Genomic DNA, 25,665 nt, shown 5'->3' on the forward strand with positions numbered 1-25,665 from the left:
TCCTACCTGCTTGCGGGAAGGAACGGCTCACAGCTCTCGTCGCTAAAAAAAAAAGGGGAGGGCTCCTCGCGGAACCCTCCCCCTCTCATCCCGACGCTGACGCCAGGCTCAGGCGGCGAGCTTGCGCAGCACGTATTGAAGGATGCCGCCGTTGAGGAAATATTCCAGCTCGTTGACGGTATCGATCCGGCAGCGCGTCGCGAACGTCTCGGTCGACCCGTCGGCGCGCTTCAGCGTGACGGTCACGTTCTGGCGCGGACGCAGCGCCGCCACGTTCTCGATCGTGAAGGTCTCGTCGCCGGTCAGCCCGAGCGACTGGCGCGACACGCCCTCGGCGAACTGCAGCGGCAGCACGCCCATGCCGACCAGGTTCGAGCGGTGGATGCGCTCGAAGCTCTCCGCGATCACCGCGCGCACGCCGAGCAGGTTGGTGCCCTTCGCCGCCCAGTCGCGCGACGAGCCGGTGCCATATTCCTTGCCCGCGATCACCACCAGCGGCGTGCCGTCGGCCTTGTGGCGCATCGCCGCGTCGTAGATCGGCATGATCTCGCCGTCGTAGCGGCTCATCCCGCCCTCGACGCCCGGCACCATCTCGTTCTTGATGCGGATGTTGGCGAAGGTGCCGCGCATCATCACCTCGTGATGCCCGCGGCGCGCGCCGTAGCTGTTGAAGTCATGGCGCGAGACCTGATGCTCCTGCAGCCACGTCCCCGCCGGGCTGTCGGCCTTGATCGAGCCGGCCGGCGAGATGTGGTCGGTGGTGATCGAGTCGCCCAGGATCGCCAGCGGCTTGGCGTCGACGATGTCGGTCGTCGGCTTGGGCGTCATCTCCATGCCCTCGAAATAGGGCGGGTTGGCGACATAGGTCGAGCCGGCGCGCCAGCTGTACGTGTCCGAGCCGGTGACGTCGATCGCCTGCCACTTGTTGTCGCCGGCGTAGACGTTGCCGTAGCGCGCGCGGAACATGCCGTCGTCGATGTTTGCCGCCATCAGCGCGGCGACCTCCTGGTTGGTCGGCCAGATGTCGCGCAGGTAGACGTCGCCGCCGTCCTTGCCCTGGCCGATCGGCGTCTCGTTCATGTCGGTCGTCACCGTGCCCTTGAGCGCGTAGGCGACCACCAGCGGCGGCGAGGCGAGGAAGTTGGCGCGCACGTCGGGCGAGACGCGGCCCTCGAAGTTGCGGTTGCCCGATAGCACCGAGGCGGCGACCAGATCGTTCTCGTTGATCGCCCTGCTGATCGGCGCGGCGAGCGGGCCCGAGTTGCCGATGCAGGTGGTGCAGCCGTAGCCGACCAGGTTGAAGCCGATCGCGTCGAGATCCGCCGACAACCCGGCCTTGTCGAGATAGTCGGTGACGACCTGCGACCCCGGCGCGAGCGACGTCTTCACCCACGGCTTCGGCTTCAGCCCGAGCGCGTTCGCCTTTCGCGCGACCAGGCCCGCGGCGACCAGCACCGACGGGTTCGAGGTGTTGGTGCAGCTCGTGATCGCGGCGATGACGACATCGCCGTCGCCGATGTCATGCCCACGCTCGTCGACATCGACGCGCGCCGGCTTTTCCTTGTGGTACAGTTTGAACAGGTCGCCGTTGAACACCTCGTCGACGGTGTCGAGGCTGACCTTGTCCTGCGGGCGCTTCGGGCCGGCGAGCGACGGGACGACCGTGCCCATGTCGAGCTCGAGCGTGTCGGTGAAGACGGGATCGGGCGCGTCGGCATAGCGCCACATGCCCTGCGCCTTGGCATAGGCCTCGGTCAGCGCGACCACCTCGTCGGGGCGGCCGGTCAGGCGCATATAGTCCATCGTCTTGTCGTCGACCGGGAAGAAGCCGCAGGTCGCGCCATATTCGGGCGCCATGTTGGCGATCGTCGCGCGGTCGGCGAGCGTCATCTGGTCGAGGCCGGGGCCGTAGAACTCGACGAAGCGGCCGACGACGCCCTTGGCGCGCAGCATCTGCGTCACGGTCAGCACCAGGTCGGTCGCGGTGATGCCTTCGCGCAGCGATCCGGTCAGCTTGAAGCCGACGACCTCGGGGATCAGCATCGAGACGGGCTGGCCGAGCATCGCCGCCTCGGCCTCGATCCCGCCGACGCCCCAGCCGAGCACGCCCAGGCCGTTGATCATCGTGGTGTGGCTGTCGGTGCCCACCAGCGTGTCCGGGTAAGCGATCGTCGCGCCGCTTTTGGCGTGGTCACCCGTCTCCTCCGACGCCCACACGGCGTGGCCGATATACTCCAGATTGACCTGGTGGCAGATCCCGGTGCCCGGCGGCACCACCTTGAAATTGTCGAGCGCCTTGGAGCCCCACTTGAGGAACTCGTAGCGCTCGGCGTTGCGGGCATATTCGAGGTCGACGTTCTCCTCGAACGCCTTGGGCGTGCCGAACTCGTCGACCATCACCGAGTGGTCGATGACGAGGTGGACGGGCACCTGCGGGTTGATCTTGGCGGCGTCACCGCCGAGCTTGGTGATCGCGTCGCGCATCGCGGCGAGGTCGACGACGCAGGGCACGCCGGTGAAGTCCTGCATCAGCACGCGCGCGGGGCGGTACTGGATCTCACGGTCGCTGCGACGCTCCTGCTGCCAGTCGACGATCGCCTTCACGTCCGCCTCGGTCACGGTCACGCCGTCCTCGAAGCGCAGCATGTTCTCCAGCAGCACCTTCATCGAGAAGGGCAGGCGCGAAATGTCGCCGAACTTCGCTTCCGCCGCCTTCAGCGCGAAATAGTCGTAGGTCTTGCCCCCGGCCGTCAGCGTGGTGCGGGCGTTGAGCGTGTCGTGGCCGATGGCCGTCATGGGCAGCTGTCCTTCCTCGTGGGAGCCTCGCGCCCGCGGCGATGCGGCGCGGCCGCGTGCGCGCGGGTGCGGGCGAAACTCTCGATCGCCGCGGGCGATAGCAGCGGGGGCGCAAGCGGGGAAGGGTGGAACGGCACGCGCACGTAAGCGATTGTGGCCGCGGGCGCGGGGCCGCCCGAAGGGGCAGGGGGATGGCACGCAAGCTCAAGGTATTCCGCACCCCCGCCGGCTTCCACGACGCGTATGTCGCGGCGCCGAGTCGCAAGGCCGCGCTGGCCGCCTGGGGCGCCGACGCCGACCTGTTCGCGCGCGGCGTGGCGGAGGAGGTGACCGACGCGGCGCTGATGGAGGAGCCGCTGGCGCATCCGGGCGAGGTGGTGCGGCGCTCGCGCGGCAGCGCGGCGGAGCAACTCGCCGCGCTGCCGCCGGACCGGCCGAAGCGCGCGCGGGCGACGGCGGAGGAGGAGGCGCCGCGGCGAACGACGGCGGCGCGGGCCAAGGCTGCGACGAAGCCGCCCGCGCCACGCCCGAGCCGCGCCGAGCTGGAGGCGGCCGAGGCGGCGCTGGAGCAGGAGGATGCGCGCCGCCGCGACGAGGACACAGCGCTGGCCAAGCGCCAGGCCGCGCTCGACCGCGAGCGACGCGAGGCGGGCCGGCGGCACGAGCGCGAGCGGGCAAGGCTGGACGCCGCGCGCGCGCGGGCGGCGGTGGCCTATGCGGCGGCGGTGGAGCAGTGGCGGCGGTAGGATCGGCGGCCGGGCCACCCCACCTCCGTTCGTTTCGAGTAGCTGTCGAGCCTGCCGAGACGGCGTATCGAGAAGGCGCCGCGGGCGGCGCGCTCTCGATACGCGCTCTCGGCAGGCTCGATCGCCATTCGAGCCGAACGGAAAGGGGAGAGGCCGCCGCAGCGCCACGCCGCACCACCCCCATCGCCTTGACCCGGAGCACCCCCCATCGCATAGCCGGCTGATGGAGCAGGACATCGAGACGCTGTCGTTCGAGGCCGGCCTTCGCGAGCTGGAGGCGATCGTTGCCCGGCTCGAGTCGGGCGATACCCCGCTGGAGGAGGCGATCCGGCTCTACGAGCGCGGCAGCGCGCTGCGCCAGCGCTGCGCCGACCGGCTCGACGCCGCGCAGGCGCGGATCGAGGCGATCCGGCTCGGCGCCGACGGCCGCCCCGCCGCCACCGAGCCCTTCGCCGCGGGATGACCATCACCGCCACCGCGTCGCCCCGGTTGCAGGCCGCGCTCAAGGAAGTGGCGGCCGAGATGGACCGTCGCTTCGACGCGCTGCTTCCGGTCCCCGACGATCCCCGCGCCGATTTGTACCGCGCAATGCGCCACGCCACGATCGGCGGGGGCAAAAGGCTGCGGCCGCTGCTGGTGTTCGCCACCGCGCGGCTGTTCGACGTGGCGCGCGACGCGGCGGCGCGCGCCGCGGTCGCGCTCGAAGCGATCCACGCTTATTCGCTGATCCACGACGATCTGCCCGCGATGGACGACGACGACATGCGCCACGGCAAGGCGACCGTGCACAAGGCGTTCGACGAGGCCACCGCGATCCTCGCGGGGGACTGCCTCCATGCGCTCGCCTTCGAGGTGCTCGCCGATCGCGCCACCCATGCCGACCCGTTCGTCCGCGCCGAGCTGGTCGCCGATCTCGCGCGCGCCTCTGGCCCGAGCGGGATGGCGGGTGGGCAGGCGATGGACCTCAAGGCCGGCGGCGCCGCCTTCGACCTGAACACCGTCACCCGCCTGCAGCAGATGAAGACCGGGGCGCTGATCGGCGCGGCGGTGGAGGCGGGCGCGATCCTCGGCCGCGTCCCGCCTGATGGGCGCCGACACCTGCGCGGCTATGCGCACGACCTCGGCCTCGCCTTCCAGATCGTCGACGACCTGCTCGACGTCGAGGGCGACGAGCAGCTCGCCGGCAAGAAGCTGCGCAAGGATGGCGAGGCGGGAAAGGAGACCTTCGTCTCGCTGCTCGGCGTCGAGCGCGCCAGGCAGCAGTCGCAGATGCTGGTCGACCAGGCGATCGACCACCTGCGCAGCTATGGGGACGAGGCCGAGCTGCTCCGCGCGATCGCGCGCTTCGTCACCGAGCGGCGCGGGTGAGCGGCATGAGCGCGCGCGTCGGCGTCTACCCGGGCACGTTCGACCCGATCACGCTCGGCCACATGGACATCATCCGCCGCGGCGCCAAACTGGTCGACCGGCTGGTGATCGGCGTCACCACCAATCCCAGCAAGTCGCCGATGTTCAGCGTCGCCGAGCGCATGGCGATGGTACAGCGCGAGGTCGCCGCGATCGGCGGCGAGATCCACGTGGTGGAGTTCGACTCGCTGCTGATGGATTTCGCCGAGCGCGAGGGCGCGACGATGATCGTGCGCGGCCTGCGCGCCGTCGCCGACTTCGAGTATGAATATCAGATGGCGGGGATGAACCAGCAGCTCAACGACCGGATCGAGACCGTCTTCCTGATGGCCGACGTCGGGCTGCAGCCGATCGCCTCCAAGCTGGTCAAGGAGATTGCGCTGTTCGGCGGCGACATCCGCAAGTTCGTCACCGCATCGGTGTGCCAGGAGGTGGTCGAGCGGGTCGCGCTGGTCGGGCGGCGCGGGGGCTGAGCGGAGGGGCGGCCGTGGAAGGAACGGCCGTCTTCTCCTTCCGTCATGCCGCTCTCTTCTTCCGTCATCCCGGACCAAGTTCGGGATGACGGAAGGTAAAAGCATGGAGAGGCGGTTCACCGCACCCGTCAGCAGCCGCATCGCCCCCCCATTCAGTTTGGCGCAAGCGTCAATCTGGTCTAGACGCGGCCGCTGACACTCTCCCGACAGATCCGAAAGCACCGATGCGCCCGTCCGCCCTCCTGTCCGCCCTCTTCACCGCCGCCGTGCTCACCGCCGCCCCCGTCGCGGCGCAGGAGCGGCTCGCGCCGCCGCCGCTCGGCGACAAGACCAACATCTGGCTGCTCGATCTCTCCACCGGGGGCCGCGTCGAGATCGCGCTGCGCCCCGACGTCGCGCCCAAGATGGTCGAGCGGATCAAGCAGCTCACGCGCCAGCATTTCTACGACGGTCTCGTGTTCCACCGCGTGATCGATGGCTTCATGGCGCAGGGCGGCGACCCCAAGGGCGACGGCACCGGCGGCAGCTCGCTCCCCGATTTGCCCGCCGAGTTCAACTATCTGCCGCACGTGCGCGGCTCGGTCGCCGCCGCGCGCGCCGAGAAAGAGGACAGTGCGAACAGCCAGTTCTACATCGTCTTCCAGCCGCGCTTCTCGCTCGACAAGAAATACACCGTGTTCGGCCGCGTCATGTCGGGGATGAACTACGTCGACGCGATCGAGCGCGGCGAGCCGCCGGCGAACCCGTCGCGGATCGTCCACGCCTATATCGCCTCGGACAACCCGCCGGCGTACCAGCCGCTGCCCGCCGCCGCGCCGGCCACGCTGCCCACGCTGCCGGGCACCACGCCGACGCTGCCGGGGACGGGGCCGGGGACAGGGCAGGACGCGACGACGACGACGCCCGCGGTCAGGACCGCCCCGGCGCCGCGCGCCAAGTCGGCGCCGCGCCGCCGCTGAGCCGGCGCGCGCGACGCCGATGAACGTCGACCTCTTCGACTTCGACCTGCCGCCCGAGCGGATCGCGCTGCGCCCGGCGAGCCCGCGCGACGCCGCGCGGCTGCTCGTGGTGCGCGGCGACGGGCTCGACGACCGCAGCGTCGCCGACCTGCCCGAGGTTCTGCGCGCGGGCGACCTGCTCGTCTTCAACGACACGCGCGTGATCCCCGCGCAGCTCGAGGGCATGCGCGGCAACGCGCGCATCGGCGCGACGCTGCACAAGCGCGAGGGATCGCGGCGCTGGCGCGCCTTCGTGCGCAATGCCAAGCGGCTGCGCGACGGCGATGCGATCGACTTCGGCGCGGGCGTGCACGCCAGCGCGAGCGACCGCGGCGAAGACGGCAGCTGGGCGCTCGACTTCGCGGGCGACGAGCCGGTCGAGCTGCTGCTCGAACGCGCCGGGCGAATGCCGCTGCCGCCCTATATCGCGGGCAAGCGCGCCGCCGACGCGCGTGACGCCGACGATTACCAGACGATGTTCGCCGCCGAGCCCGGCGCGGTGGCGGCGCCCACCGCGGCGCTGCACTTCACGCCCGGGCTGCTCGAACGGCTCGCCGCGGCCGGCGTGGAGCATGCCACGCTGACGCTCCACGTCGGCGCAGGCACCTTCCTGCCGGTCAAGGCGGACGACACCGCCGACCATAAGATGCATGCCGAATGGGGCCGCATCGACCAGGCCACCGCGGACCGGCTCAACGCAGCGCGCGCGCGCGGCGGGCGCGTGATCGCGGTGGGCACCACCTCGCTGCGGCTGATCGAGAGTGCCGCGGGGGAGGACGGGATCGTCCGCCCGTTCGAGGGCGACACCGCGATCTTCATCACGCCGGGCTATCGCTTCCGCGGCATCGACGGGCTGATGACCAACTTCCATCTGCCGCGCTCGACCCTGTTCATGCTGGTCTCGGCGCTGATCGGGCTGGAGCGGATGCAGGCGGCTTACGCGCACGCGATCGCGCAGGGGTATCGCTTCTACAGCTACGGGGACGGGTCGCTGCTGCTGCCATAGCGGCAAGCCGTGACGCGCCGGCGTGCGCAGGGGCAGGTTCGAGAGTAGAGGAAGGGCGGCGCCTGACGCTATCGGCGGCAGCGGGCTGTCCTACGCCGGTAGCCGTGTGGCAGAAACATCGACGCTCTGTCTCATCGCCGGCGCGTGCGTCGGCGCCCGGTACCATGACAATCGCCGCGCGCGTCGCCGCAAACGCGTCAGCGACTCAACATTCGCAACATTCGCCTGCGGCCGCGACCCGGGCGACGCGGGCGAAAGGCTGCGGCGGCAGACCCTTGATGTGTGTGTTCGGTCGCAAGCGCGACTGCGCGAACGTTGAGTCATGTTGGAGCGTCGCGAGCCGATCGGGCGCGAATGTTGAGTCATGTTGGAGCCGGGCGCACCGATCCGGCGCGAACCTTGAGTCGCCTCGACGCGTCGCGCCCCCACCGACCGGCACCGCTAACTGGATCGCGCCAGCACCGGTCTCCCGGCGCTCGAGCATGATCGACGGGCCTCGCCTGAGGCTTCACCACCGGCGCGTCCCGCGCCCCGGCATCGCGCCTCAGCGCGCGATGCCGCCCGCGGCGAGCACCGCCAGCGTCACCAGCTCGCTCGCGGTGGAGGTCATCGGCGCGATCTGCACCGGCTTCTCCATGCCCACCAGCATCGGCCCGATCATGTCGTCGCCGCCCAGCTCACGCAGCAGCTTGGCCGAGATATTGGCCGATTGCAGCCCCGGCATGACGAGGATGTTGGCCGGTCCCGACAGCCGCGCAAAGGGGTAGTTGGCCAGCTGCTTGGGATTGAGCGCGACGTCGGGCGCCATCTCGCCCTCATATTCGAAGCTGACCTCGCGCTGGTCGAGCACGTGGACCGCCTCGCGAATGTTGTCGAGCCACTGGCCGGTCGGGTTGCCGAAGGTGGAATAGCTCAGGAACGCGACGCGCGGCTCGTGCCCCATCTGGCGCGCCACGGTCGCGGTCTGCTCGGCGATGTCGGCCAGCTCCTCGGGGTTGGGGCGCTCGTTCACCGTCGTGTCGGCGATGAAGACGGTATGCGACTGGCCCACCAGCACGTGGATGCCGAAGGCGGTGCGGCCCGGCGCGGGATCGATCACGCGCTTGATCTCGCGCATCGACTGCGCCCAGGGGCGGGTGACGCCGGTGATCATCGCGTCTGCCTCGCCGAGCTGGAGCAGCACCGCGCCGAAGATGTTGCGGTCCTGGTTTATCATCCGCTCGACCTCGCGGCGCAGGAAGCCGCGACGCTGGAGGCGCTGGTAGAGGAAGTCGACCATCTTGGGCACCAGCGGCGAGACACGGCTGTTGTGCAGCTCATATTCCTCGGGGTTGTCGATCCCGAGCGCGCGCAGATTGTCGTACACGTCCTCGCGCCCGACCAGCACGGGAATGCCGTAGCCACCCTCCTTGAAGGCGATGGCGGCGCGCAGCACCACCTCTTCCTCGCCCTCGGCGAAGAGCACACGCTTGGGATTCGCCTTGGCGCCCTCGTAAGCGAGGCTCAGCACCGCGGTGGTGGGGTTGAGCCGCGCGCGCAGGGTCTCGCGGTAGGCGTTCATGTCGGTGATCGGCTTGGTGGCGACGCCCGAGTCCATCGCCGCCTGCGCCACCGCGACTGACACCATCTCCATCAGCCGCGGGTCGAACGGCGCGGGGATGATATAGTCCGGCCCGAAGGTGTGGCGCGTGCCATAGGCGACGGCGACCTCCTCGGGCACGCGCTCGCGCGCCAGCTCGGCGATGGCGTTGGCGGCGGCGATCTTCATCTCGTCGTTGATGCCGGTGGCGCGCACGTCGAGCGCGCCGCGGAAGATGAAGGGAAAGCCGAGGACGTTGTTGACCTGGTTCGGATAGTCCGACCGACCGGTGGCGACGATGGCGTCGGGGCGCGCCGCCTTGGCGAGCTCGGGGCGAATCTCCGGCTCGGGATTGGCCATCGCGAAGATGATCGGCGCGGGCGCCATGTCCTTGACCATCTCGGGCTTGAGCGCGCCCGCGGCCGAGAGGCCGAGGAACACGTCGGCGCCGTGCAGCGCCTCGGTGAGCGTGCGGCGATCGGTGTTGGCGGCGTGCGCCGACTGCCATTGGTTGACGTCGTCGCGGCCCTGGTAAATCACGCCGGTGCGGTCGCAGATCAGCACGTTGTCGGCGCGCACGCCCATCGCCTTGATCAGCTCGGTGCAGGCGATCGCGGCCGCGCCGGCGCCGTTGACGACGACCTTGACCGAGGAGAGCTGGCGACCGGTGAGCAGACAGGCGTTGATCAGGCCGGCGGCGCAGATGATCGCGGTGCCGTGCTGGTCGTCGTGGAAGACCGGGATGTTCATCCGCTCGCGCAGGGTCTGCTCGATGATGAAACACTCGGGCGCCTTGATGTCCTCGAGGTTGATGCCGCCGAAGCTCGGCTCCATCAGCTCGACCGCGTCGATGAAGCGGTTGACGTCCTCGGTCTTCAGCTCGATGTCGATCGAGTCGACGTCGGCGAAGCGCTTGAACAGCACCGCCTTGCCCTCCATCACCGGCTTGGAGGCGAGCGCGCCGAGATTGCCCATTCCCAGGATCGCGGTGCCGTTCGAGATCACCGCGACCAGATTGCCCTTGGCGGTGTAATCATAGGCAGTGGCGGGATCGTCCGCGATCGCCTGCACCGGCACGGCCACCCCGGGCGAGTAAGCGAGCGCGAGATCGCGCTGCGTTGCCATCGGCTTGGAGGCGATGATCTCGATCTTGCCGGGGCGCCCTTCCGAGTGGAACAGCAGGGCCTCGCGCTCGGAGAACTGGTCGTGGCGCGTCTCGGTGGCGGTGCGATCGTCGGTCATGCCCTTCCTCTAGGGAAGGCGGGCGCGTTTGAAAACCATCGCTAACGTCGCTCGTGCGCGAGCAGCCGTTGCTTGGCGGCGAGCCCGCCGGCGAAACCGGTGAGCTTGCCCGAGACGCCGATCACGCGGTGGCACGGCACCACGATGGACAGCGGATTGCGCCCGTTGGCGGCGCCGACCGCGCGGCTGGCGGTTGGCCGGCCGATGGCGCGCGCGATGTCGCCGTAGCTGCGAGTCTCGCCGTGCGGGATGGCGGCGAGCGCGGCCCAGACCGCGCGCTGGAACGGGCTGCCGGCGGGGGCGAGCGGCAGGTCGAAGCTGCGGCGCTGACCGGCAAAATATTCGCCGATTTGGGTCACTGCGCTGGCGAGCACGGGATGGTCGGCGCGCTCATCGGTCGCGGCGAGTCGGACGCGCCCGGGTGCGTCGTCGGGCCACAGCACGGCGACCAGTCCCGCATCGCTGGCGACCAGGGTGAGCGTGCCGACGGGCGAGTCCGTGGTGGTGCGGTAGAGCATGGCGCGAATGTAGCGGGTGGGGTGAAGGGGCGCATCCCATGCGTTGCGGCCAAAGTGCATGGATGGCCGAATCAGGTCGATGACCTTATGCTGGCGGCATGGAACAGGAGGCGGGCATCTTCGAGGAGCGGGACCCTGACGCCGAAGATGCGTCGGTCGCCCGCGCTCGCGCGGACCTTGCGGCCGGGCGGGTCTATTCCCACGAGGAGGTGGTCGCCTGGCTCAAGACCTGGGGCACCGACGCCTACCGGCCTTTTCCGCGTAGATGGCGAGGGTAGTCTGGACCGATCGCGCGATCCAGCAGCTTCAGCAGATCGTCGACTACATCAATGCGTTGGATCCCGGGGCGGCCCGGCGTATGCCGGCGCGGCTGGTTGCGGCGACGACGAGCCTCCGACACTTTCCGCAGCGCGGCCGGCTGGTGCGCCACGGCTACGCGAGTTGCCAAGCATACGGCGCTTCATCATTCTCTACGACATTCAGGGTGACAGCGTGACAATTCTCGACATCCGGCACGACGCGCAGCGCCAGCGTGACGCCTGACTTCATGACCGCCCCCACGCCGATGATGGCGCAGTATCTCGCTCTCAAGGCGGAGGCGGCGGACTGTTTGCTGTTCTACCGGATGGGCGACTTCTTTGAATTGTTCTTCGACGACGCGCGCGTCGCCTCCCAGGTGCTCGACATCGCGCTGACCTCGCGCGGTGAGCATGAGGGCGAGAAGATCCCGATGTGCGGCGTGCCGATCCATGCCGCCACCGCCTATCTCCAACGCCTCATCAAGGCCGGCCACCGCGTCGCCATCGCCGAGCAGACCGAGACGCCCGAGGCGGCGCGCAAGGCGCGTGGTTCCAAGGCGCTGGTCTCGCGCGCGATCGTCCGCGTCGTCACCGCCGGCACGCTGACCGAGGAGACGCTGCTCGATTCACGCGCCGCCAACTGGTGCGTCGCCGTCGGTGAGGCCGCGGGCGAGGTGGCGCTCGCCGCCGCGGACGTCTCGACCGGCCGCTTCGAGGTGATCGCCTGCGACCGCGCCGGTCTCGCCGCCGAGCTAGCGCGGCTCGGCGCCGCCGAGGTGATCGCCGCGGAAGAGAGCGACGCCCCCGCCACGGTGCGACGTCCGCGCGGCGAGTTCGACAGTGGCGCTGGCGAGGCGCGGTTGAAGCGACTGTTCGGCGTGGCGACGCTCGACGGCTTCGGCCAGTTCGGCCGCGCCGCGCTCGCCGCGGCGGGCGGGTTGGTCGCCTATCTCGACCATACCGCCAAGGGCAAGCTGCCCTTCCTGCGGCCGCCGGTGCTTGCCGCCGCGCGCGACACGATGGCGATCGACGCCGCGACGCGCGAGAGCCTCGAGCTGACCTGCACTGCTTCGGGGCAGCGCAAGGGCAGCCTGCTCGACGCGGTCGACCGGACCGTGACCGGCGCGGGAGCGCGGCTGCTCGCCGCCGACCTGGGCGCGCCGCTGATGGCGCGCGGTGCGATCGAGGCGCGGCTCGACCTCGTCCGATTGCTCCATGACGACGCGGCCCTGCGCGAGCGTGTCCGTGCCGCGCTGCGCGCGCTGCCCGATATCGGTCGTGCGCTGGGGCGGCTGGCGGCAGGGCGCGGGAGCCCGCGCGACCTCGGCCAGTTGCGCGACGGGCTGGACGGCGCCTGGACCATCGGCGAGCGGCTCGGCGCGCTGGAGCCGGCGCCCGCGCTGCTGCGCGAGCTAGCGCCGCGATTGCGCGGGCATGGCGCGCTGATCGATCTGCTGAAGCGCGCGCTCGTCCCTGCGCCCCCGATCGAGGCGAGCGACGGCGGCTATATTGCCGCGGGCTATGACGCCGCCCTCGACGCCTTGCGCGAGACCGGCAGCGGTGGCCGGCGCGCCATCGCAGCGCTCGAGGCAAGCTTCCGCGAGCGCACCAAGATCAGCGCGCTCAAGATCCGCCACAACGGCGTGCTTGGCTACCACATAGAGGTGCCCGCGCGCGTCGCCGACCCGCTGATGCGCGCGGACTCGGGCTTTACGCATCGTCAGACCCTCGCGGGCGTGGTTCGCTTCAACGCGCCCGAGCTGCACGAGGTGGCGGCGAGCGTCACGCAGGCGGGCGCGCACGCGCTCGCGGCCGAGGCGGCGCATCTGGAAGAGCTCACCGCCACGGCGCTCGCCGGGCGTGAGGCGATCGCCGCGACCGCGGACGCGCTCGCCCGGCTCGACGTCGCAGCGGGCCTGGCCGAGCGCGCCGCCGAGGGCGCCTGGTCGCGTCCGAGCTTCGTCGAGGAGGCCTGTTTCGACGTGCGCGAGGGGCGCCATCCGGTGGTCGAGGCCGCGCTGGCGAAGAGCGGCGACCGCTTCGTCGCCAACGACTGCGCGCTCGGCGGCGCGGCGGCGCGGCTGTGGCTTGTCACCGGGCCCAACATGGGCGGCAAGTCGACCTTCCTGCGCCAGAACGCATTGATCGCGGTGCTGGCGCAGGCGGGCGCCTATGTGCCCGCCGCGGCGGCGCGGCTCGGGCTGGTCGATCGCTTGTTCAGCCGGGTCGGCGCATCGGACAATCTCGCGCGCGGGCGCTCCACCTTCATGGTCGAGATGGTCGAAACCGCCGCGATCCTGGCGCAGGCGACGCCGGACAGTCTCGTGATCCTCGACGAGGTCGGGCGCGGGACGAGCACCTATGACGGGCTCGCGATCGCCTGGGCGGTCGTCGAGGCGATCCACCAGGACAATCGCTGCCGCTGCCTGTTCGCCACGCATTATCACGAGCTGACGCGGCTGGCGGAGCGGTGTGACTCGCTGTCGCTCCACCACGTCCGCGCGCGTGAGTGGAAGGGCGAGCTTGTGCTGCTCCACGAGGTCGCGGACGGGCCGGCAGATCGCAGCTACGGCCTGGCAGTGGCGCGGCTGGCAGGCATGCCGCCCGCGACGGTGCAGCGCGCCAAGGCGGTGCTGGCGAAGCTGGAGGCGGGGCGCGCCAAGACCGGCGGGCTGGCGGCGGGGCTTGACGACCTACCGCTGTTCGCCGCGGCGGCGCAGGTGGAGGAGGCGCAATGCGACGCCATCCGCGCCCAGGTGGAAGCCCTCGACGTCGACGCACTCACCCCGCGCGAGGCGCTCGACACCTTGTACCGGCTGAAAGCGCTGACGCGAGAAGCGTAGGGGTCAGTTGCGGCCGCGTTCGGCGTTCCGGTGCACGCAGCGATTCAGGGCCTTGCGGCGCGGCGCACGTGACCTGAGCTCGCGCGTGCGCGGGAGCACGGCGCGGCGCAATGGCCCCTCGCTGCCGCAGGGCTCGCCTGCCCGCTCGCCCGTTACTGCCCGCCCTCGTACAGCCCGACCGCGCCGAACAGCGTCGTCAACCCGGCGCGCTCTGCTGCGGTGAGCTCGGGGCGCCAAACCTCGAACAGCAGCACCACGCGGGGTTCGTCGCTGTCGTTCCACGCCTCATGCTCGATCGAATCGTCGAAGATCATCAGCTCGCCGGCGCGCACCGCGCGCTCCTCGTTGCCGACGCGCAGGCGGCAACGCTCGGGCACGATCAGCGGCAGGTGGACGATCAGCCGCGTGTTGAGCATGCCGTTATGCGCCGGAATGTGGGTGTGCGGTCGCAGCACCGAGAACAGCGCCATCGGCGAGCGTCCGGGGATGTGCGGCAGCGGCGCGGCCGCCAGGGCGGCGAGCGTCGCCGGGCAGCGCGGCGCGTTCACGGCCTGCGGTACGCCATTCTCGAGCAGGTGGAAGGCGCTCCAGCGGGGATCGTCGAGCAGCGCATGGCCGCGGCTGGCGCGGGTCGGATCGGCCTGCACATAGGGCGCGGAGCCGCTGCCGCTCGCGATCAATTCATCCAGCTCGGCGCGGATCGCCGACGCGGCTTCGACGAGCCCCGGCGCCCAATCGAACTCCGCCGCGTCGAAGAACTGGCGGTGCGGCAGACCGGGGAAGAAGAAGCTGGTCGGCTGCTGGAGGTACAGCTGCTTCTCGCCCGTCACCAAGGCTACCGCCTCGGTGAAGCGCGGGCCTGCGTTCGCGTCCGCCACCCGGGCGCGCAGGTGGTCCGCAAACCGCCCCGACGCCGCCGCGAGCCGCTCCTGCGCGGCGCGAAGCAGCGGCTGCGCGCGCTCCGCTTCGGACGCATTCGCCAGCGCCAGCCCATAGAAGGAGCAGGCGGCGCGATCGTCCTCGGCATAGTCGCCGCGCAGCACCAACGCCTGGCGGTGACGCGGCTCGGCGGCGAGCACGCGGTCGAGCGCCTCTGTCACCGCGATTCGCTCGGCGCCCGTGCCGGCGCGTGCCTGGGCGAGCAGTAGCCACAGCTGCGAGGTCGCCACCCCTGCCGCGGCGACGCGCTCGAACGCGTCGCGCGCCGCCCCCGCGTCACCGCGCTGCAACGCCTCATATCCCGCCTGCGCCAATCGCGCGTGCTCGCTCTGTGCTGCCATTTGCTCAGCGTAGAGGGAGAGCCGTCACGATTGAAGGAGGTTATCCGCAACGCGGTGCTTGGATAGCGCGGCTCTCCGCGTCGCATCGCACGATATGCGCCCACACGCCTCGGCTCGGCGCCGCTCGCTCTACAAATGGGAAGGCGACGGCGGGAGGAACGCATCACACGGAGGTCCGCACGCGATCGGCGGCGATCTCGGATCGCGGCCGCCGTCAGATCTGGGGGATTGCGGGTGAGAGTGGTGGTCATCAACTACACGGGCACAGTCGGCAAGGCGACGGTGGCCGCGCACCCGCTCGCCCCGCGGATGGCCGACGCGAAGATCTTCGCGATCGAGAGCGTCAACCAGACCACGTCCGATCTGGGTCTGGAATCCCAGGCAATGAAGGGCGAGAAGTTCGGCGTGCTCTTCCGCAAGCTGCTGATGCTCGCCTCCGTGATCATCGACGTCGGCGCCACCAACGTCGAGGATTTCCTCGACCGCATGATCATAATACGAGGGCGCGCAGGAGGAGATCGACTTCTTCGTGGTCCCGGTCGTCTCCCGCGGCAAGGAGCAGCAGGAGACGATCCAGCTGGTCGACGCGCTCGCGGCTGCCGGCGTCTCGCGCGAGCGCGTGCGGATCCTCTTCAACCGGGTGGACGCTGACGTGCGCGACGAGTTCGCGCCGGTGCTGATCTACGCCAAACAGCGGCAGACCTGCATCGCCAACCCGGCCGCCGCGCTGTACGAGACCGAATTGTGCGACCTGCTCGCCGCGAAGCGACTGTCGATCGGCGCGTTGATGGCGGACGAGACAGACTATCGCGTGCGCCTACGCACGATCGACAAGGGCGATGCCAAGGCGATCGCGCACTACTCCGACATGCACGCGCTCAAGCTCCTCGCCAAGGCGGCGGCACCGCAGTTCGACCGCGCGTTCGCGGCGCTGTTCGCCTGAGCGGACAGCGAGTGCGAGCAAGTACGGGGCGCCGGCGCGCCTGCACGATCGCACACGCGAGGGGGGCGACGCGGCGGCTCGATTGACCTATCTGGCGCGCATGACCGGGCGTTTCGACCATCTCCCCCACCGCCGCGCGATCGTCAGCCGTCGCGCGCTCGCCGAGGCCGCGGCGGCGCTACCGGGCGACGATCCCGCGACGCTGCGCCGCGGGCTGAGCCAGCTGCTGCGGGAGGCGCTCGACGCCGGCCGCGCCGAGATCGCCCGCCGGCTCGCCGCGACGCCGTCGCGCGGTCTCGAGGCTGCCAACGCCCAGGCCTATCTGGTCGACCAGTTGCTGATCGTGCTTGCCGAGGTGACGACGCACCGGCTCTATCCGGTCCACAACCCGACTGCGGGTGAGCGGCTGCTGCTGATCGCGGTGGGCGGTTACGGCCGCGGCGAGATGGCGCCCTTCTCCGACGTCGACATCGGTTTCCTCACGCCCGGCAAGCAGACCCCCTGGGCCGAGCAGGTGATCGAGTCGATGCTCTACACCTTGTGGGACTTGGGGCTGAAGATCGGCCACTCCAGCCGCTCGCTCGACGAGATGGTGCGTCAGGCCAGGGCCGACGTCACGGTGCGCACCGCGCTGCTGGAGGGGCGCTTCGTCTGGGGCGACGAAGCGCTTTATGCCGAGGCGGCGAAGCGCTTCCACGACGACGTGCGGCACGGCACCGAGCGCCAGTTCATCGCCGACAAGCTGGCCGAGCGCAACGCGCGCCACGTCCGCATGGGCGACACGCGCTACGTCGTCGAGCCCAATGTCAAGGAAGGGAAGGGCGGGCTGCGCGATCTGCACGCGCTCTTCTGGATCGGCAAATATGTCTATGACGTGCAGCGCGCCGCCGAGCTGGTCGACATCGGCCTGTTCACCCGCGCCGAATATCGCGCCTTCCATCGCGCCGACAACTTCCTCTGGGCGGTGCGCTGCCACCTCCACCTGATTGCCGGGCGCGCCGAGGACCGGCTGACCTTCGATTATCAGCGCGAGATCGCGGAGCGGATGCGCTACGCCGCCCGGCCGGGGAAGCCCGCGGTCGAGCGCTTCATGCAATTCTACTTCCTCCAGGCCAAGGCGGTGGGGTCGCTCACCGGACTGTTCCTCGCCCATCTGGAGGAACGGTTTGCGCCGAAGCGGCGCTACGGCCTTCCGCGGCTGCGTCGCGCCCCGCGCAAGCTGCACGGCTTCACCGTCGACGGCGGCCGTATCGCGCTGCCCGAGGACGAATTCCTCCGCGCCGATCCCGTTCGGCTGGTCGAGCTGTTCGCGCTCGCCGCGCACGAGGCCAAGGAGATCCACCCGCTGGCCATGCGCGCCGCGACGCGCGACGCCAAGCTGGTGGCGACGGTGCGCCGCGACCCGCGGGCCAATGCGTCGTTCCTGGAGCTGCTCGCCGGCCCCGCCGACCCCGAGCTGGCGCTGCGCTGGATGAACGAGGCCGGCGTGCTGGGCCAGTTCGTGCCCGATTTCGCGCGTGTGGTCGCGCAGATGCAGTTCGACATGTACCACCATTACACGGTCGACGAGCACACCATCCGCGCGCTCGGCCTGCTCAGCCGGCTGGAGCACGGTCAGCTCGCCGAGGAGCACCCGCTCCCCAGCACGGTGATCGAGCAGATCGTGTCGCGACGCGTGCTGTATGTCGCGGTGTTCCTCCACGACATCGCCAAGGGGCGCGGCGGCGACCATTCGATCCTGGGCGCCGAGGTGGCCGAGCGGCTCGGCCCGCGCTTCGGGCTCTCCCCGGCGGAGACCGAGACGGTCGCCTGGCTGGTGCGTCACCATCTGCTGATGAGCGCCACCGCCTTCCGCCGCGACCTCACCGACTTCAAGACCATTCTCGACTTCACCGAAGTGGTGCAGAGCCCCGAGCGGCTGCGGCTGCTGCTGGTGCTCACCGTGGTCGACATCAAGGCGGTCGGTCCGGGGACGTGGAACGGGTGGAAGGGCCAGTTGCTCGGCGACCTCTACGACCGCGCTGAGGAGGTGCTGCGGCTCGGCCACAAGCAAAAAGGGCGCGGCGAGCGGCTGCTCGCCAAGCAGGACGGCCTGCGCGCGGCGATGGGGTGGAGCGAGGCCGAGCTCGCCGCCTACGCGCATCGCCTGCCCGAGGCCTATTGGATCGCCGAGCCGGGCGACGTGCTCGCGCACAACGCGGCCTTCGTCGCGCGCGCCGGCGACGCGCCGCTGTCGATCGACGCGCAGGTCTATCCCGAGCGCGGGGCGACGCTGGTGACGGTCTATGCCGCCGATCACCCCGGCCTGTTCAGCCGCATCGCCGGCGCGATCCACGTCGCCGGCGGCAACATCATCGACGCGCGCATCCACACCACGCGCGACGGCATGGCGCTTGACAATTTCCTCGTGCAGGATCCGCTCGGCCGCCCCTTCGACGAGGCGGGGCAGCTCGAGCGGCTCAAGACCGCGATCGAGGACGCGCTGGCGGGGCGCGGCAAGCTGACCGACCGCCTGCGCGCCAAGCCGCTGCCGCGCGCGCGCGCAGACGCGTTCCGCATCGAGCCCAATGTGCTGGTCGACAACAAGGCATCCAACCGCTTCACCGTGGTGGAGGTGGCGGCGCGCGACCGCCCGGCGCTGCTGAACCAGCTGGCGCACGCGCTGTTCCTGTCGAAGGTCACGATCCACTCAGCGCATGTCGCCACTTATGGCGAGCGCGCGGTCGACGTCTTCTACCTGACCGATCTCACCGGCGACAAGCTCACGGCCGGCGCGCGGCAGCGCGCGCTGGAGAAGCGGCTGCTCGCCGCGGCGGCGGGCGTGCCCTACGAAGAGGCGGCGTAGCCGCTCAGTCGCGCTCGTCCTCATCGACGGCAGCATCGTTCGCGCCTGCGTCCGGCCCTTCGCCTGCGCCCGCGCGGCTCTGACCGGTGCCGCGCTTGGCAAGATCCTCGGTCGTGGTGCCGTCGTTCTGCTGGTCGATGTCGGCGGTGGGGTCGGCGCCCTCGCCGGCGTTGGCGCGATCGTCTGACATGGGTAAGGCTCCTGCTGCTCGCTGTCCTAACCCGCCGCGCCGGTGGACGGGCGCGGACGGTTGCGCTGCCCTGCGTTAGCCTCCGGTTGCCGCTGCTTCCGTATCGGCGACGGCCGCCGCGTGCCACAGTACGCCATAACCGAACAGGCCCGACACCAGCGACGCCGCCAGCACCGCGAGCGCGGCCATCTCGGTCAACTCGACCTCGGCAAAGGCGAGTTCGGCGATAAACAGTGAGATGGTGAAGCCGATCCCCGCCACCGCGCCGATGCCGAGCACCATCCGCCACGTCACACCGTCGGGCAGCCGTGCCTGACCGAGCCGCGTCGCCAGCCACGTCGCCGAGAGGAAGCCAATCGGCTTGCCCAGCACGAGCCCGACGACGATCCCGAGCGCCAGCGACGATTGCACCGCGTCGCCGACCAGCGCCGCCGAAAAATGGATCCGCACGTTCGACAGCGCGAACAGCGGCAGCACGATGTACGACACCCAAGGCGTGAGGATGCGCACCAGCCGCTCCGCCGCCTCGTCGGTGGCCGCGGCCATCTCGTGGAGGTAGCCGAGCCGGTGCTGTGCCTTCTCGCGATATTGCTCGGCCTCTTCCTCGTCGCGTGCGCTGTCGGCCGCGGCCTGCGCCGCCTTGAGCTGGTCGACCGGCTTCTGCACGCGCTCGACGAAGCGCTTCTCCGACAGGCGGGAGCTGGTCGGCAGCAGCAGACCGATCGCCACGCCGGCGATGGTGGGGTGGACGCCCGAGCCGAGCACGCCGACCCATACCACCAACCCGCAGGCGACGTAGAGGATCGGCGCCACCCAGCGCAGCCGCAGCAGCACCATCATCGCGGCATAGCCGGCCGCGGCGAGCAGCAGGAACCACGGTTGCAAGGTCTCGGTGTAGGCCACCGCGATCACGAGGAGCCCAAACACGTCGTCGATCGCGGCGAAGGCGAGCAGCACCGCACGCACCGCGGGCGGCAGCCGGGTGGTAAACATCGCCACGATCGCGAGGCTGAAGGCGGTGTCCATCGCCGCCACCACGCCCCAGCCATGCTGTGTCGGCGTGCCGTAGTTGAAGGCGAGATACAGCCCGACCGGCACGACAAGGCCGCCGATCGCGCCCGCGACCGGGAAGACCGCGGTCTGCCACGAGCTCAGCGCGCCCTTGACGAACTCGCGCTTCACCTCGGTGCCAATAATTAGGAAGAACAGCGGCATCAGCGCGTCGTTCACCCACTCAGCGACCGAGCGCTCGATCGCCCAGCTGCTGTAGCTGATCCGCAGCGGCCGGTCCCATAGTCGCGCATATTCCGCGCTCCACGGCGAGTTGATCGCCACCAGTGCGATCAGCGACGCGAGCAGCAGCGGCCCACCCGAGACCTGACCGATCGCAAAGAACGGCTCGATCTTGCGCAGGATCCTAGCGGCGGATGAGTGGTGCGCGCGCGCCGCGACCTGGCCGGACAGGCGCGGGCTGAGCGCCATGGATGCGTTCTCCCGCGGGTGAGTAGGGTAGTGGATACGGGCGAGCGGGGCGCGGCGTTCCGTGCGGCGGCGGCTGGCTGACACAGATCAATGACTAAGCACCGCTGCTCCGTCCTGATCGCAAACCGGAGTCCACCGTGCCGCTTACTCGGGAAGCGTTATTCTTGCGGGCCAGTGGTTTCCGGAACAGGCCGGGACGACGCCAAGAAGTTGCGGCTGAGCCTTCAAACCCTTCGTTCTTGCGGACCGTACCGGTCACATCACCCGATAAGGTACCGCGCGCCGCTCTGCCGCATCGACGACGATCGCGCGATCGGTCGGTGGGAAGGCGCGCTGGTCGCAGTCGGCGCGAGGGCAGAGGCGGCAGCTGATCCCGATCGGCGTCGCCGTGCCGCGCGGGCCCACCGCGTCGGCGTAGACGAAATCGGCGGCGTGCCGCGCCTCGCAGCCGAGCAGGACGGCGTAGCGTCGCGGGCTGCGCGCGAACTGCCCGGACGGTTTGACCAGCCCCTTGGCGAGCGAGACGTAGCGTGCGCCGTCGGGCGTCTCAGCGAGCTGGACCAGGATGCGATCCGGGATCGCCGCCGCCTCGTGGACGTGCCACAACGGACAGGCCCCGCCGAAGCGCGCGAACTGGAGCGGCGTGGCCGAGTGGCGCTTGGTAATGTTGCCCGCCATGTCGACGCGGCAAAAGTAGAAGGGGATGCCCTCCTCACCGGGGCGCTGCAGCGTGGATAGGCGATGGCAGGTCTGCTCGAAGCTCGTGTTGAAGCGGCGGGCGAGCCGGTCGATGTCGTGGCGCCCGCGACGCGCCTCGTCGCGGAAGGCGCGGTAGGGCATCAGCAGCGCGCCCGCGGCGTAATTTGCCAGACCGGTAGCGAGCAGTCGCCGCGCTTCTTCCTGCGCCAACGGCGCGGCGGCCACGATCGCGGCGATCGGCGCCGCAAAGGCGTGGGCGGCGAACCGGTGCGCGATCAGGAAACGCCGGCTTTCGGCGGGCAGTGCCGCAGAGAGCGTCAGGCGCGTGCCGTCGAAGCGCGCGAGCGCGGCGTCGTCGTGCTGGTCGGTCACGATCGTCACGCCGCGCGCGCGCAGCGCTGCCTCGACCCATTCGGCGTTGCCCGTGCCGCCCTGCTTGCCGGCAAGCGCCTCTGCGGCGAGGTCGAGCGGATCGACGTAGTTGCCCGCCTCGTGGAACCAGTCGCGCACCGCCTCCCAGGGCAGCCGCGCCCCCGCGCCGGCGGTCATCGCCTCCTCGGCGAGCGCCGCGCGCGCGTCGGCTTCCCGCTTGGCGGCGTGGAGCGCGATCAACCGGTCGGCGAGGTCGGGGCTCTGCTCGGCGAGGCGCGCCACCTCGTCGGGGGACATCGGCGCGACGGTCGGTTCGGCCAGCGCCTGCGCCAGCGCGGCGAGGCGGCGCGCCGGCACCTCGCCCTCGATCTGCGCCAGCGCGGCGGGAAAGTGGCGCGCGAGCGCGGCGAGCACCGCGCCGGTGAGCGGGCGTTCGTCGCTCTCTAGCTGCGACAGATAGCTCACCGACAGCGCCAGTCGCTGTGCCATGGCGCGTTGGGTGAGGCCGGCGGCGCGGCGCAGGTCGCGCAGCGCGGCGCCGGCGTAGAGCCGCTGCCTCATCGCGACGGAATAGTTCGCAAGACGTCGCTTCGCAAGTTCGCAACTTCGCATTTGCGCACGCGCGCGGCGACAGGCAGGACGGCCGCGCACGTAACGGGAGAGCTGCATGACCTCGACCATCGCCGAGCTGGAACGTCGCCGCGATGCCGCGCGCGCGGGCGGCGGCGAGAAGCGTGTCGCCGCGCAGCACGCCAAGGGCAAGCTGACCGCACGCGAGCGGCTCGACGTGCTGCTCGACGAGGGCAGCTTCGAAGAGGTCGACATGTTCGTCGAGCACAATTGCGTCGACTTCGGCATGGCGGAGCAGGTGATCCCGGGCGACGGCGTCGTCACCGGATCGGGCACGATCAACGGGCGCCTGGTGTTCGTGTTCAGTCAGGACTTCACCGTGTTCGGCGGTTCGCTGTCCGAGCGGCACGCGCAGAAAATCTGCAAGATCATGGACATGGCGATGAAGGTCGGGGCGCCCGTGATCGGGCTGAACGACAGCGGCGGCGCGCGGATCCAGGAGGGCGTGGCGAGCCTCGGCGGCTATGCCGAGGTGTTCCAGCGCAACGCGCTCGCCAGCGGCGTGGTGCCGCAGCTCAGCCTGATCATGGGGCCGTGCGCGGGCGGGGCGGTCTACTCGCCGGCGATGACCGACTTCATCTTCATGGTGAAGGACTCCAGTTACATGTTCGTCACCGGCCCGGAGGTGGTGAAGACGGTGACCAACGAGGTGGTGACGCAGGAGGCGCTGGGCGGGGCGGTGACGCACACCACCAAGACCAGCGTGGCCGACGTCGCGTTCGAGGACGATATCGAGGCGCTGCTCGCGGCGCGCGACTTCATCGACTTCCTGCCCGCGTCGAACCGCGAGGCGGCGCCGGAGCGACCCACCGCCGACGCCTGGGACCGGATCGAGCCGAGCCTCGACACGCTCGTCCCCGCCAATGCCAACCAGCCCTACGACATGCACGAGCTGATCCGGAAGGTGGTCGACGAGGGCGACTTCTTCGAGGTGCAGCCGGCGCACGGCGGCAACATCCTGTGCGGCTTCGGGCGGATCGAGGGGCGCACCATCGGCGTCGTCGCCAACCAGCCGACGGTGCTGGCGGGTGTGCTCGACATTAACGCCAGTCGCAAGGCGGCGCGCTTCGTGCGCTTCTGCGACGCCTTCGAGATCCCGATCGTGACCTTCGTCGACGTCCCCGGCTTCCTGCCCGGCACCGCGCAGGAGCATAACGGCATCATCAAGCACGGCGCCAAGCTCTTGTTCGCTTATGCCGAGGCGACCGTACCCAAGATCACTGTGATCACGCGCAAGGCCTATGGCGGCGCATACGATGTGATGGCGTCGAAGCATCTGCGCGGCGACCTCAACTATGCCTGGCCGACCGCCGAGATCGCGGTAATGGGCGCGAAAGGCGCGGTCGAGATCATCTTCCGCGGCCGCACGCCGGACGAGATCGCCGAGCGCACCGCCGAATATGAGGCGCGCTTCGCCAATCCCTTCGTCGCGGCGAGCAAGGGCTTTATCGACGAGGTGATCCAGCCGCATTCGACCCGCCGCCGCATCGCGCTGGGCCTGCGCAAGCTGCGCGGCAAGTCACTGGAGAACCCGTGGAAGAAGCACGACAACATTCCTTTGTGATGCTGCGTCATGCACATTATAAGGACATGTGAAGGAGTTTGCGGTGCAGACTGAGCGTGTAACGTTCCTGACCACGCCCGCTCACAAGGCCGCGTTGGACGCGTTCGCGCGCGAGAACGGCATGTCGGTCGGCCATGTCGTGCGCGAGGCGACGAGCCGTTACATCGTGGACCCGGCGCCGTCGTCGGACGACGAGCGTGTCGTGGACCTGCTCGTGCCGCTGGTGAACGATGCCGTCGTGGACATGCGTGAGACGATCGCGGCGATGCGCGGCGATATCGAGCGTGCTTGTGCGGTGGTCGATGCGGTACTGGCAGGTGAGCCCAAGTGAGCGCCGTCGATAAAGCGCTGAGCGCGCTCAAGAGCGTGATGACCGTCAAGGATCAGCTCGATCTGTTGGCGAGAGACATGACGGGGCTCAATGCACGGGTCGCTGCGCTCGCGGAGGCACATGGGGGATTGCGCGATCGGGTCAGCCGGTTGGAGGGCGTGATCCAAGGAGCCGCGATGATGAACGCTCGCCCCAGGCTCGAGGAATGACGAGACCTTCGGGCCTCGGCCGCCTCAACCACGTCGGCATCGCCACGCCCTCGATCGAGCGCGCGGTCGAGACGTACCGCACGCTGCTCGGCGCCGAGGCGGTCGGCGAGCCGTTCGATCTGCCCGCGCAGGGCGTGCGCGTCTGCTTCATCGACGCACCCAACACGCAGGTCGAGCTGATCCAGCCCTACGACGAGAGCTCGCCGATCGCCGGCTTCCTGCGCAAGAACCCGTCCGGCGGACAGCATCACGTCTGTTTCGAGGTTCCGGATGTCCACGCCGCGGTGGCGCATCTCACCGCACAGGGGGCGACCGTGCTGGGCGAGCCGCGGATTGGGGCGCACGGCACGCCGATCGTCTTCGTCCACCCGCGCGACATGGGCGGCGTGCTCGTCGAGCTGATGGAGACGACCCACGGAGACCCGCATGACTGAGCCGGCGATGATCCTCACCGAGCGGCGCGGCGACGTGCTGGTGTTGACGCTCAACCGCCCGGACCGGCTCAATGCCGCGCCGCCCGCGATGTTCGAGGCGATCACCGCCGCGTTCGCCGATCTCGGCGACGCGCGCGCGGTTCTCCTCCGGGGAGCGGGGCGCGCCTTTTGCTCGGGCGCCGATGTCGGCGCGGGCGCGCTCTCCAACGACGATCCCGGTGCGGCGACGCATGCGGCGTTGACCGGCTCGTACAATCCCGCGATCCTCGCCGTCGCCGAGGCGCGCGTGCCGGTCGTGAGCGCGGTGCGCGGTCCGGCGGCGGGGATCGGCTGCAGCCTCGCGCTCGCCGCCGATCTGTGCGTCGCCAGCGACACCGCTTATTTCCTCCAGGCCTTCGTCAACATCGGTCTGGTTCCGGACGGCGGCGCGAGCTGGCTGCTGCCGCGGCTGATCGGGCGCGCGCGCGCCGCGGAGATGATGCTGCTCGGCGAGCGGGTCCTCGCCGCCAAGGCGCTCGACTGGGGCATGATCCATAAACTGGTCGCGGACGTCGACCTCGACGCCGCCGCCTTCGCATTGGCCCAGCGGCTTGGCGCCGGGCCGACGGTGGCGCTCGGCGCGATCCGACGCGGGCTGCACGCCGCGCTGGAGAGCGACCTTGCCACCGCGCTCGCGCGCGAGGCCGATGACCAGCGCGCGATGCGCGGCACCGCCGACGCCTTGGAGGGCGGCACGGCGTTCCTCCAGAAGCGTGCGCCCGCGTTCAAGGGCACCTGAC

Annotated in this window: 23 protein-coding genes; 16 read left to right on the plus strand and 7 right to left on the minus strand. The window is 70.2% G+C overall.

Translation table 11 applies throughout. From position 1 onward, the window contains the following. Window positions 1-108: 108 nt before the first annotated feature. The gene (acnA, locus tag QBJ89_RS00425; RefSeq protein ID WP_277978576.1) at window positions 109-2,796 is read right to left on the minus strand and encodes an aconitate hydratase AcnA; all 2,688 of its coding nucleotides are present in this window, start codon (window positions 2,794-2,796) and stop codon (window positions 109-111) included. Between the two features lie 191 nt (window positions 2,797-2,987). Here acnA and QBJ89_RS00430 point away from each other — a divergent pair, with 191 nt between their 5' ends. The 6 genes from QBJ89_RS00430 (at window position 2,988) to queA (ending at window position 7,426) form a co-directional block, all read left to right on the plus strand. Continuing rightward, on the plus strand, window positions 2,988-3,542 hold the full coding sequence (locus tag QBJ89_RS00430; protein WP_277978577.1) for a hypothetical protein: 555 nt from the start codon (window positions 2,988-2,990) through the stop codon (window positions 3,540-3,542). A gap of 223 nt (window positions 3,543-3,765) precedes the next feature. After that, window positions 3,766-4,005, plus strand: coding sequence for an exodeoxyribonuclease VII small subunit (locus tag QBJ89_RS00435; RefSeq protein ID WP_183942527.1), 240 nt, complete (start codon window positions 3,766-3,768; stop codon window positions 4,003-4,005). Next, window positions 4,002-4,910: a polyprenyl synthetase family protein gene (locus QBJ89_RS00440; protein ID WP_277978578.1), complete on the plus strand. Its 909-nt coding sequence runs from the start codon at window positions 4,002-4,004 to the stop codon at window positions 4,908-4,910. The genes QBJ89_RS00435 and QBJ89_RS00440 overlap by 4 nt, the downstream gene beginning before the upstream one ends. A gap of 5 nt (window positions 4,911-4,915) precedes the next feature. After that, window positions 4,916-5,422: a pantetheine-phosphate adenylyltransferase gene (gene coaD, locus QBJ89_RS00445; RefSeq protein WP_277978579.1), complete on the plus strand. Its 507-nt coding sequence runs from the start codon at window positions 4,916-4,918 to the stop codon at window positions 5,420-5,422. Between the two features lie 224 nt (window positions 5,423-5,646). Further along, window positions 5,647-6,381 carry a peptidylprolyl isomerase gene (locus QBJ89_RS00450; protein WP_277978580.1) on the plus strand — a complete coding sequence of 245 codons (735 nt, stop codon included), beginning with the start codon at window positions 5,647-5,649 and terminating at the stop codon, window positions 6,379-6,381. Between the two features lie 19 nt (window positions 6,382-6,400). Next, the gene (gene queA / locus QBJ89_RS00455) at window positions 6,401-7,426 is read left to right on the plus strand and encodes a tRNA preQ1(34) S-adenosylmethionine ribosyltransferase-isomerase QueA (protein ID WP_277978581.1); all 1,026 of its coding nucleotides are present in this window, start codon (window positions 6,401-6,403) and stop codon (window positions 7,424-7,426) included. Between the two features lie 544 nt (window positions 7,427-7,970). On the opposite strand, the gene QBJ89_RS00460 is transcribed toward queA, so the two are convergent. After that, window positions 7,971-10,247 carry an NADP-dependent malic enzyme gene (locus QBJ89_RS00460; RefSeq protein ID WP_277978582.1) on the minus strand — a complete coding sequence of 759 codons (2,277 nt, stop codon included), beginning with the start codon at window positions 10,245-10,247 and terminating at the stop codon, window positions 7,971-7,973. Between the two features lie 41 nt (window positions 10,248-10,288). Beyond that, window positions 10,289-10,765: a methylated-DNA--[protein]-cysteine S-methyltransferase gene (locus QBJ89_RS00465; protein ID WP_277978853.1), complete on the minus strand. Its 477-nt coding sequence runs from the start codon at window positions 10,763-10,765 to the stop codon at window positions 10,289-10,291. Between the two features lie 98 nt (window positions 10,766-10,863). Between QBJ89_RS00465 and QBJ89_RS00470 the strand changes: the two genes are divergently transcribed. The 3 genes from QBJ89_RS00470 to mutS all read left to right on the plus strand — a co-directional run bounded on the left by QBJ89_RS00470 (window position 10,864) and on the right by mutS (window position 13,907). After that, window positions 10,864-11,043 carry an antitoxin gene (locus QBJ89_RS00470; protein ID WP_277978583.1) on the plus strand — a complete coding sequence of 60 codons (180 nt, stop codon included), beginning with the start codon at window positions 10,864-10,866 and terminating at the stop codon, window positions 11,041-11,043. Beyond that, the gene (locus tag QBJ89_RS20155) at window positions 11,031-11,261 is read left to right on the plus strand and encodes a type II toxin-antitoxin system RelE/ParE family toxin (protein WP_431522487.1); all 231 of its coding nucleotides are present in this window, start codon (window positions 11,031-11,033) and stop codon (window positions 11,259-11,261) included. The genes QBJ89_RS00470 and QBJ89_RS20155 overlap by 13 nt, the downstream gene beginning before the upstream one ends. 69 nt (window positions 11,262-11,330) lie before the next feature. Then, a complete protein-coding gene (gene mutS / locus QBJ89_RS00475) occupies window positions 11,331-13,907 on the plus strand; it encodes a DNA mismatch repair protein MutS (protein WP_277978854.1) in 2,577 nt (858 codons plus the stop codon). 152 nt (window positions 13,908-14,059) lie between these two features. Here mutS and QBJ89_RS00480 read toward each other — a convergent pair whose 3' ends face one another. Continuing rightward, a complete protein-coding gene (locus QBJ89_RS00480) occupies window positions 14,060-15,187 on the minus strand; it encodes an aspartyl/asparaginyl beta-hydroxylase domain-containing protein (RefSeq protein ID WP_277978584.1) in 1,128 nt (375 codons plus the stop codon). 529 nt (window positions 15,188-15,716) lie between these two features. Here QBJ89_RS00480 and QBJ89_RS00485 point away from each other — a divergent pair. Beyond that, a complete protein-coding gene (locus QBJ89_RS00485) occupies window positions 15,717-16,130 on the plus strand; it encodes a hypothetical protein (RefSeq protein ID WP_277978585.1) in 414 nt (137 codons plus the stop codon). 100 nt (window positions 16,131-16,230) lie between these two features. Continuing rightward, complete coding sequence (locus tag QBJ89_RS00490; protein ID WP_277978855.1) at window positions 16,231-18,975, plus strand: [protein-PII] uridylyltransferase; 2,745 nt, start codon at window positions 16,231-16,233, stop codon at window positions 18,973-18,975. 4 nt (window positions 18,976-18,979) lie between these two features. On the opposite strand, the gene QBJ89_RS00495 is transcribed toward QBJ89_RS00490, so the two are convergent. From QBJ89_RS00495 to QBJ89_RS00505, 3 genes are all read right to left on the minus strand, one after another. Then, window positions 18,980-19,165 (minus strand): hypothetical protein, encoded by a 186-nt coding sequence (locus QBJ89_RS00495; RefSeq protein WP_277978586.1) that lies wholly within the window; start codon window positions 19,163-19,165, stop codon window positions 18,980-18,982. A 75-nt stretch (window positions 19,166-19,240) separates the two neighbouring features. Beyond that, window positions 19,241-20,647 (minus strand): Na+/H+ antiporter NhaA, encoded by a 1,407-nt coding sequence (gene nhaA / locus QBJ89_RS00500; protein WP_277978587.1) that lies wholly within the window; start codon window positions 20,645-20,647, stop codon window positions 19,241-19,243. A 255-nt stretch (window positions 20,648-20,902) separates the two neighbouring features. After that, complete coding sequence (locus QBJ89_RS00505) at window positions 20,903-22,279, minus strand: helix-turn-helix domain-containing protein (protein ID WP_277978588.1); 1,377 nt, start codon at window positions 22,277-22,279, stop codon at window positions 20,903-20,905. 106 nt (window positions 22,280-22,385) lie between these two features. On the opposite strand from QBJ89_RS00505, the gene QBJ89_RS00510 reads away from it, so the two are divergent. Genes QBJ89_RS00510 through QBJ89_RS00530 form a run of 5 tightly spaced genes read left to right on the plus strand, consistent with a single transcriptional unit; the run spans window position 22,386 to window position 25,664 of the window. Continuing rightward, window positions 22,386-23,912 carry an acyl-CoA carboxylase subunit beta gene (locus tag QBJ89_RS00510; protein ID WP_277978589.1) on the plus strand — a complete coding sequence of 509 codons (1,527 nt, stop codon included), beginning with the start codon at window positions 22,386-22,388 and terminating at the stop codon, window positions 23,910-23,912. A 43-nt stretch (window positions 23,913-23,955) separates the two neighbouring features. After that, window positions 23,956-24,243: a hypothetical protein gene (locus tag QBJ89_RS00515; RefSeq protein WP_277978590.1), complete on the plus strand. Its 288-nt coding sequence runs from the start codon at window positions 23,956-23,958 to the stop codon at window positions 24,241-24,243. Beyond that, a complete protein-coding gene (locus tag QBJ89_RS00520; protein WP_277978591.1) occupies window positions 24,240-24,452 on the plus strand; it encodes a hypothetical protein in 213 nt (70 codons plus the stop codon). Before QBJ89_RS00515 ends, QBJ89_RS00520 begins: the two co-directional genes overlap by 4 nt. After that, window positions 24,449-24,886, plus strand: coding sequence for a methylmalonyl-CoA epimerase (mce, locus tag QBJ89_RS00525; RefSeq protein ID WP_277978592.1), 438 nt, complete (start codon window positions 24,449-24,451; stop codon window positions 24,884-24,886). The genes QBJ89_RS00520 and mce overlap by 4 nt, the downstream gene beginning before the upstream one ends. Beyond that, a complete protein-coding gene (locus tag QBJ89_RS00530) occupies window positions 24,879-25,664 on the plus strand; it encodes an enoyl-CoA hydratase-related protein (protein WP_277978593.1) in 786 nt (261 codons plus the stop codon). Before mce ends, QBJ89_RS00530 begins: the two co-directional genes overlap by 8 nt. Window position 25,665: the final 1 nt, after the last annotated feature.

This window comes from Sphingomonas phyllosphaerae (assembly GCF_029623345.1).
Classification (GTDB): Bacteria; Pseudomonadota; Alphaproteobacteria; order Sphingomonadales; family Sphingomonadaceae; genus Sphingomonas; species Sphingomonas phyllosphaerae_C.

Bases quoted from the DNA above. Each gene is read 5' to 3' on its own strand.
- acnA (WP_277978576.1), bottom strand. From the start codon at position 2,796: ATGACGGCCATCGGCCACGACACGCTCAACGCCCGCACCACGCTGACG.
- QBJ89_RS00430 (WP_277978577.1), top strand. From the start codon at position 2,988: ATGGCACGCAAGCTCAAGGTATTCCGCACCCCCGCCGGCTTCCACGAC.
- QBJ89_RS00435 (WP_183942527.1), top strand. From the start codon at position 3,766: ATGGAGCAGGACATCGAGACGCTGTCGTTCGAGGCCGGCCTTCGCGAG.
- QBJ89_RS00440 (WP_277978578.1), top strand. From the start codon at position 4,002: ATGACCATCACCGCCACCGCGTCGCCCCGGTTGCAGGCCGCGCTCAAG.
- coaD (WP_277978579.1), top strand. From the start codon at position 4,916: ATGAGCGCGCGCGTCGGCGTCTACCCGGGCACGTTCGACCCGATCACG.
- QBJ89_RS00450 (WP_277978580.1), top strand. From the start codon at position 5,647: ATGCGCCCGTCCGCCCTCCTGTCCGCCCTCTTCACCGCCGCCGTGCTC.
- queA (WP_277978581.1), top strand. From the start codon at position 6,401: ATGAACGTCGACCTCTTCGACTTCGACCTGCCGCCCGAGCGGATCGCG.
- QBJ89_RS00460 (WP_277978582.1), bottom strand. From the start codon at position 10,247: ATGACCGACGATCGCACCGCCACCGAGACGCGCCACGACCAGTTCTCC.
- QBJ89_RS00465 (WP_277978853.1), bottom strand. From the start codon at position 10,765: ATGCTCTACCGCACCACCACGGACTCGCCCGTCGGCACGCTCACCCTG.
- QBJ89_RS00470 (WP_277978583.1), top strand. From the start codon at position 10,864: ATGGAACAGGAGGCGGGCATCTTCGAGGAGCGGGACCCTGACGCCGAA.
- QBJ89_RS20155 (WP_431522487.1), top strand. From the start codon at position 11,031: ATGGCGAGGGTAGTCTGGACCGATCGCGCGATCCAGCAGCTTCAGCAG.
- mutS (WP_277978854.1), top strand. From the start codon at position 11,331: ATGATGGCGCAGTATCTCGCTCTCAAGGCGGAGGCGGCGGACTGTTTG.
- QBJ89_RS00480 (WP_277978584.1), bottom strand. From the start codon at position 15,187: ATGGCAGCACAGAGCGAGCACGCGCGATTGGCGCAGGCGGGATATGAG.
- QBJ89_RS00490 (WP_277978855.1), top strand. From the start codon at position 16,231: ATGACCGGGCGTTTCGACCATCTCCCCCACCGCCGCGCGATCGTCAGC.
- QBJ89_RS00495 (WP_277978586.1), bottom strand. From the start codon at position 19,165: ATGTCAGACGATCGCGCCAACGCCGGCGAGGGCGCCGACCCCACCGCC.
- nhaA (WP_277978587.1), bottom strand. From the start codon at position 20,647: ATGGCGCTCAGCCCGCGCCTGTCCGGCCAGGTCGCGGCGCGCGCGCAC.
- QBJ89_RS00505 (WP_277978588.1), bottom strand. From the start codon at position 22,279: ATGAGGCAGCGGCTCTACGCCGGCGCCGCGCTGCGCGACCTGCGCCGC.
- QBJ89_RS00510 (WP_277978589.1), top strand. From the start codon at position 22,386: ATGACCTCGACCATCGCCGAGCTGGAACGTCGCCGCGATGCCGCGCGC.
- mce (WP_277978592.1), top strand. From the start codon at position 24,449: ATGACGAGACCTTCGGGCCTCGGCCGCCTCAACCACGTCGGCATCGCC.
- QBJ89_RS00530 (WP_277978593.1), top strand. From the start codon at position 24,879: ATGACTGAGCCGGCGATGATCCTCACCGAGCGGCGCGGCGACGTGCTG.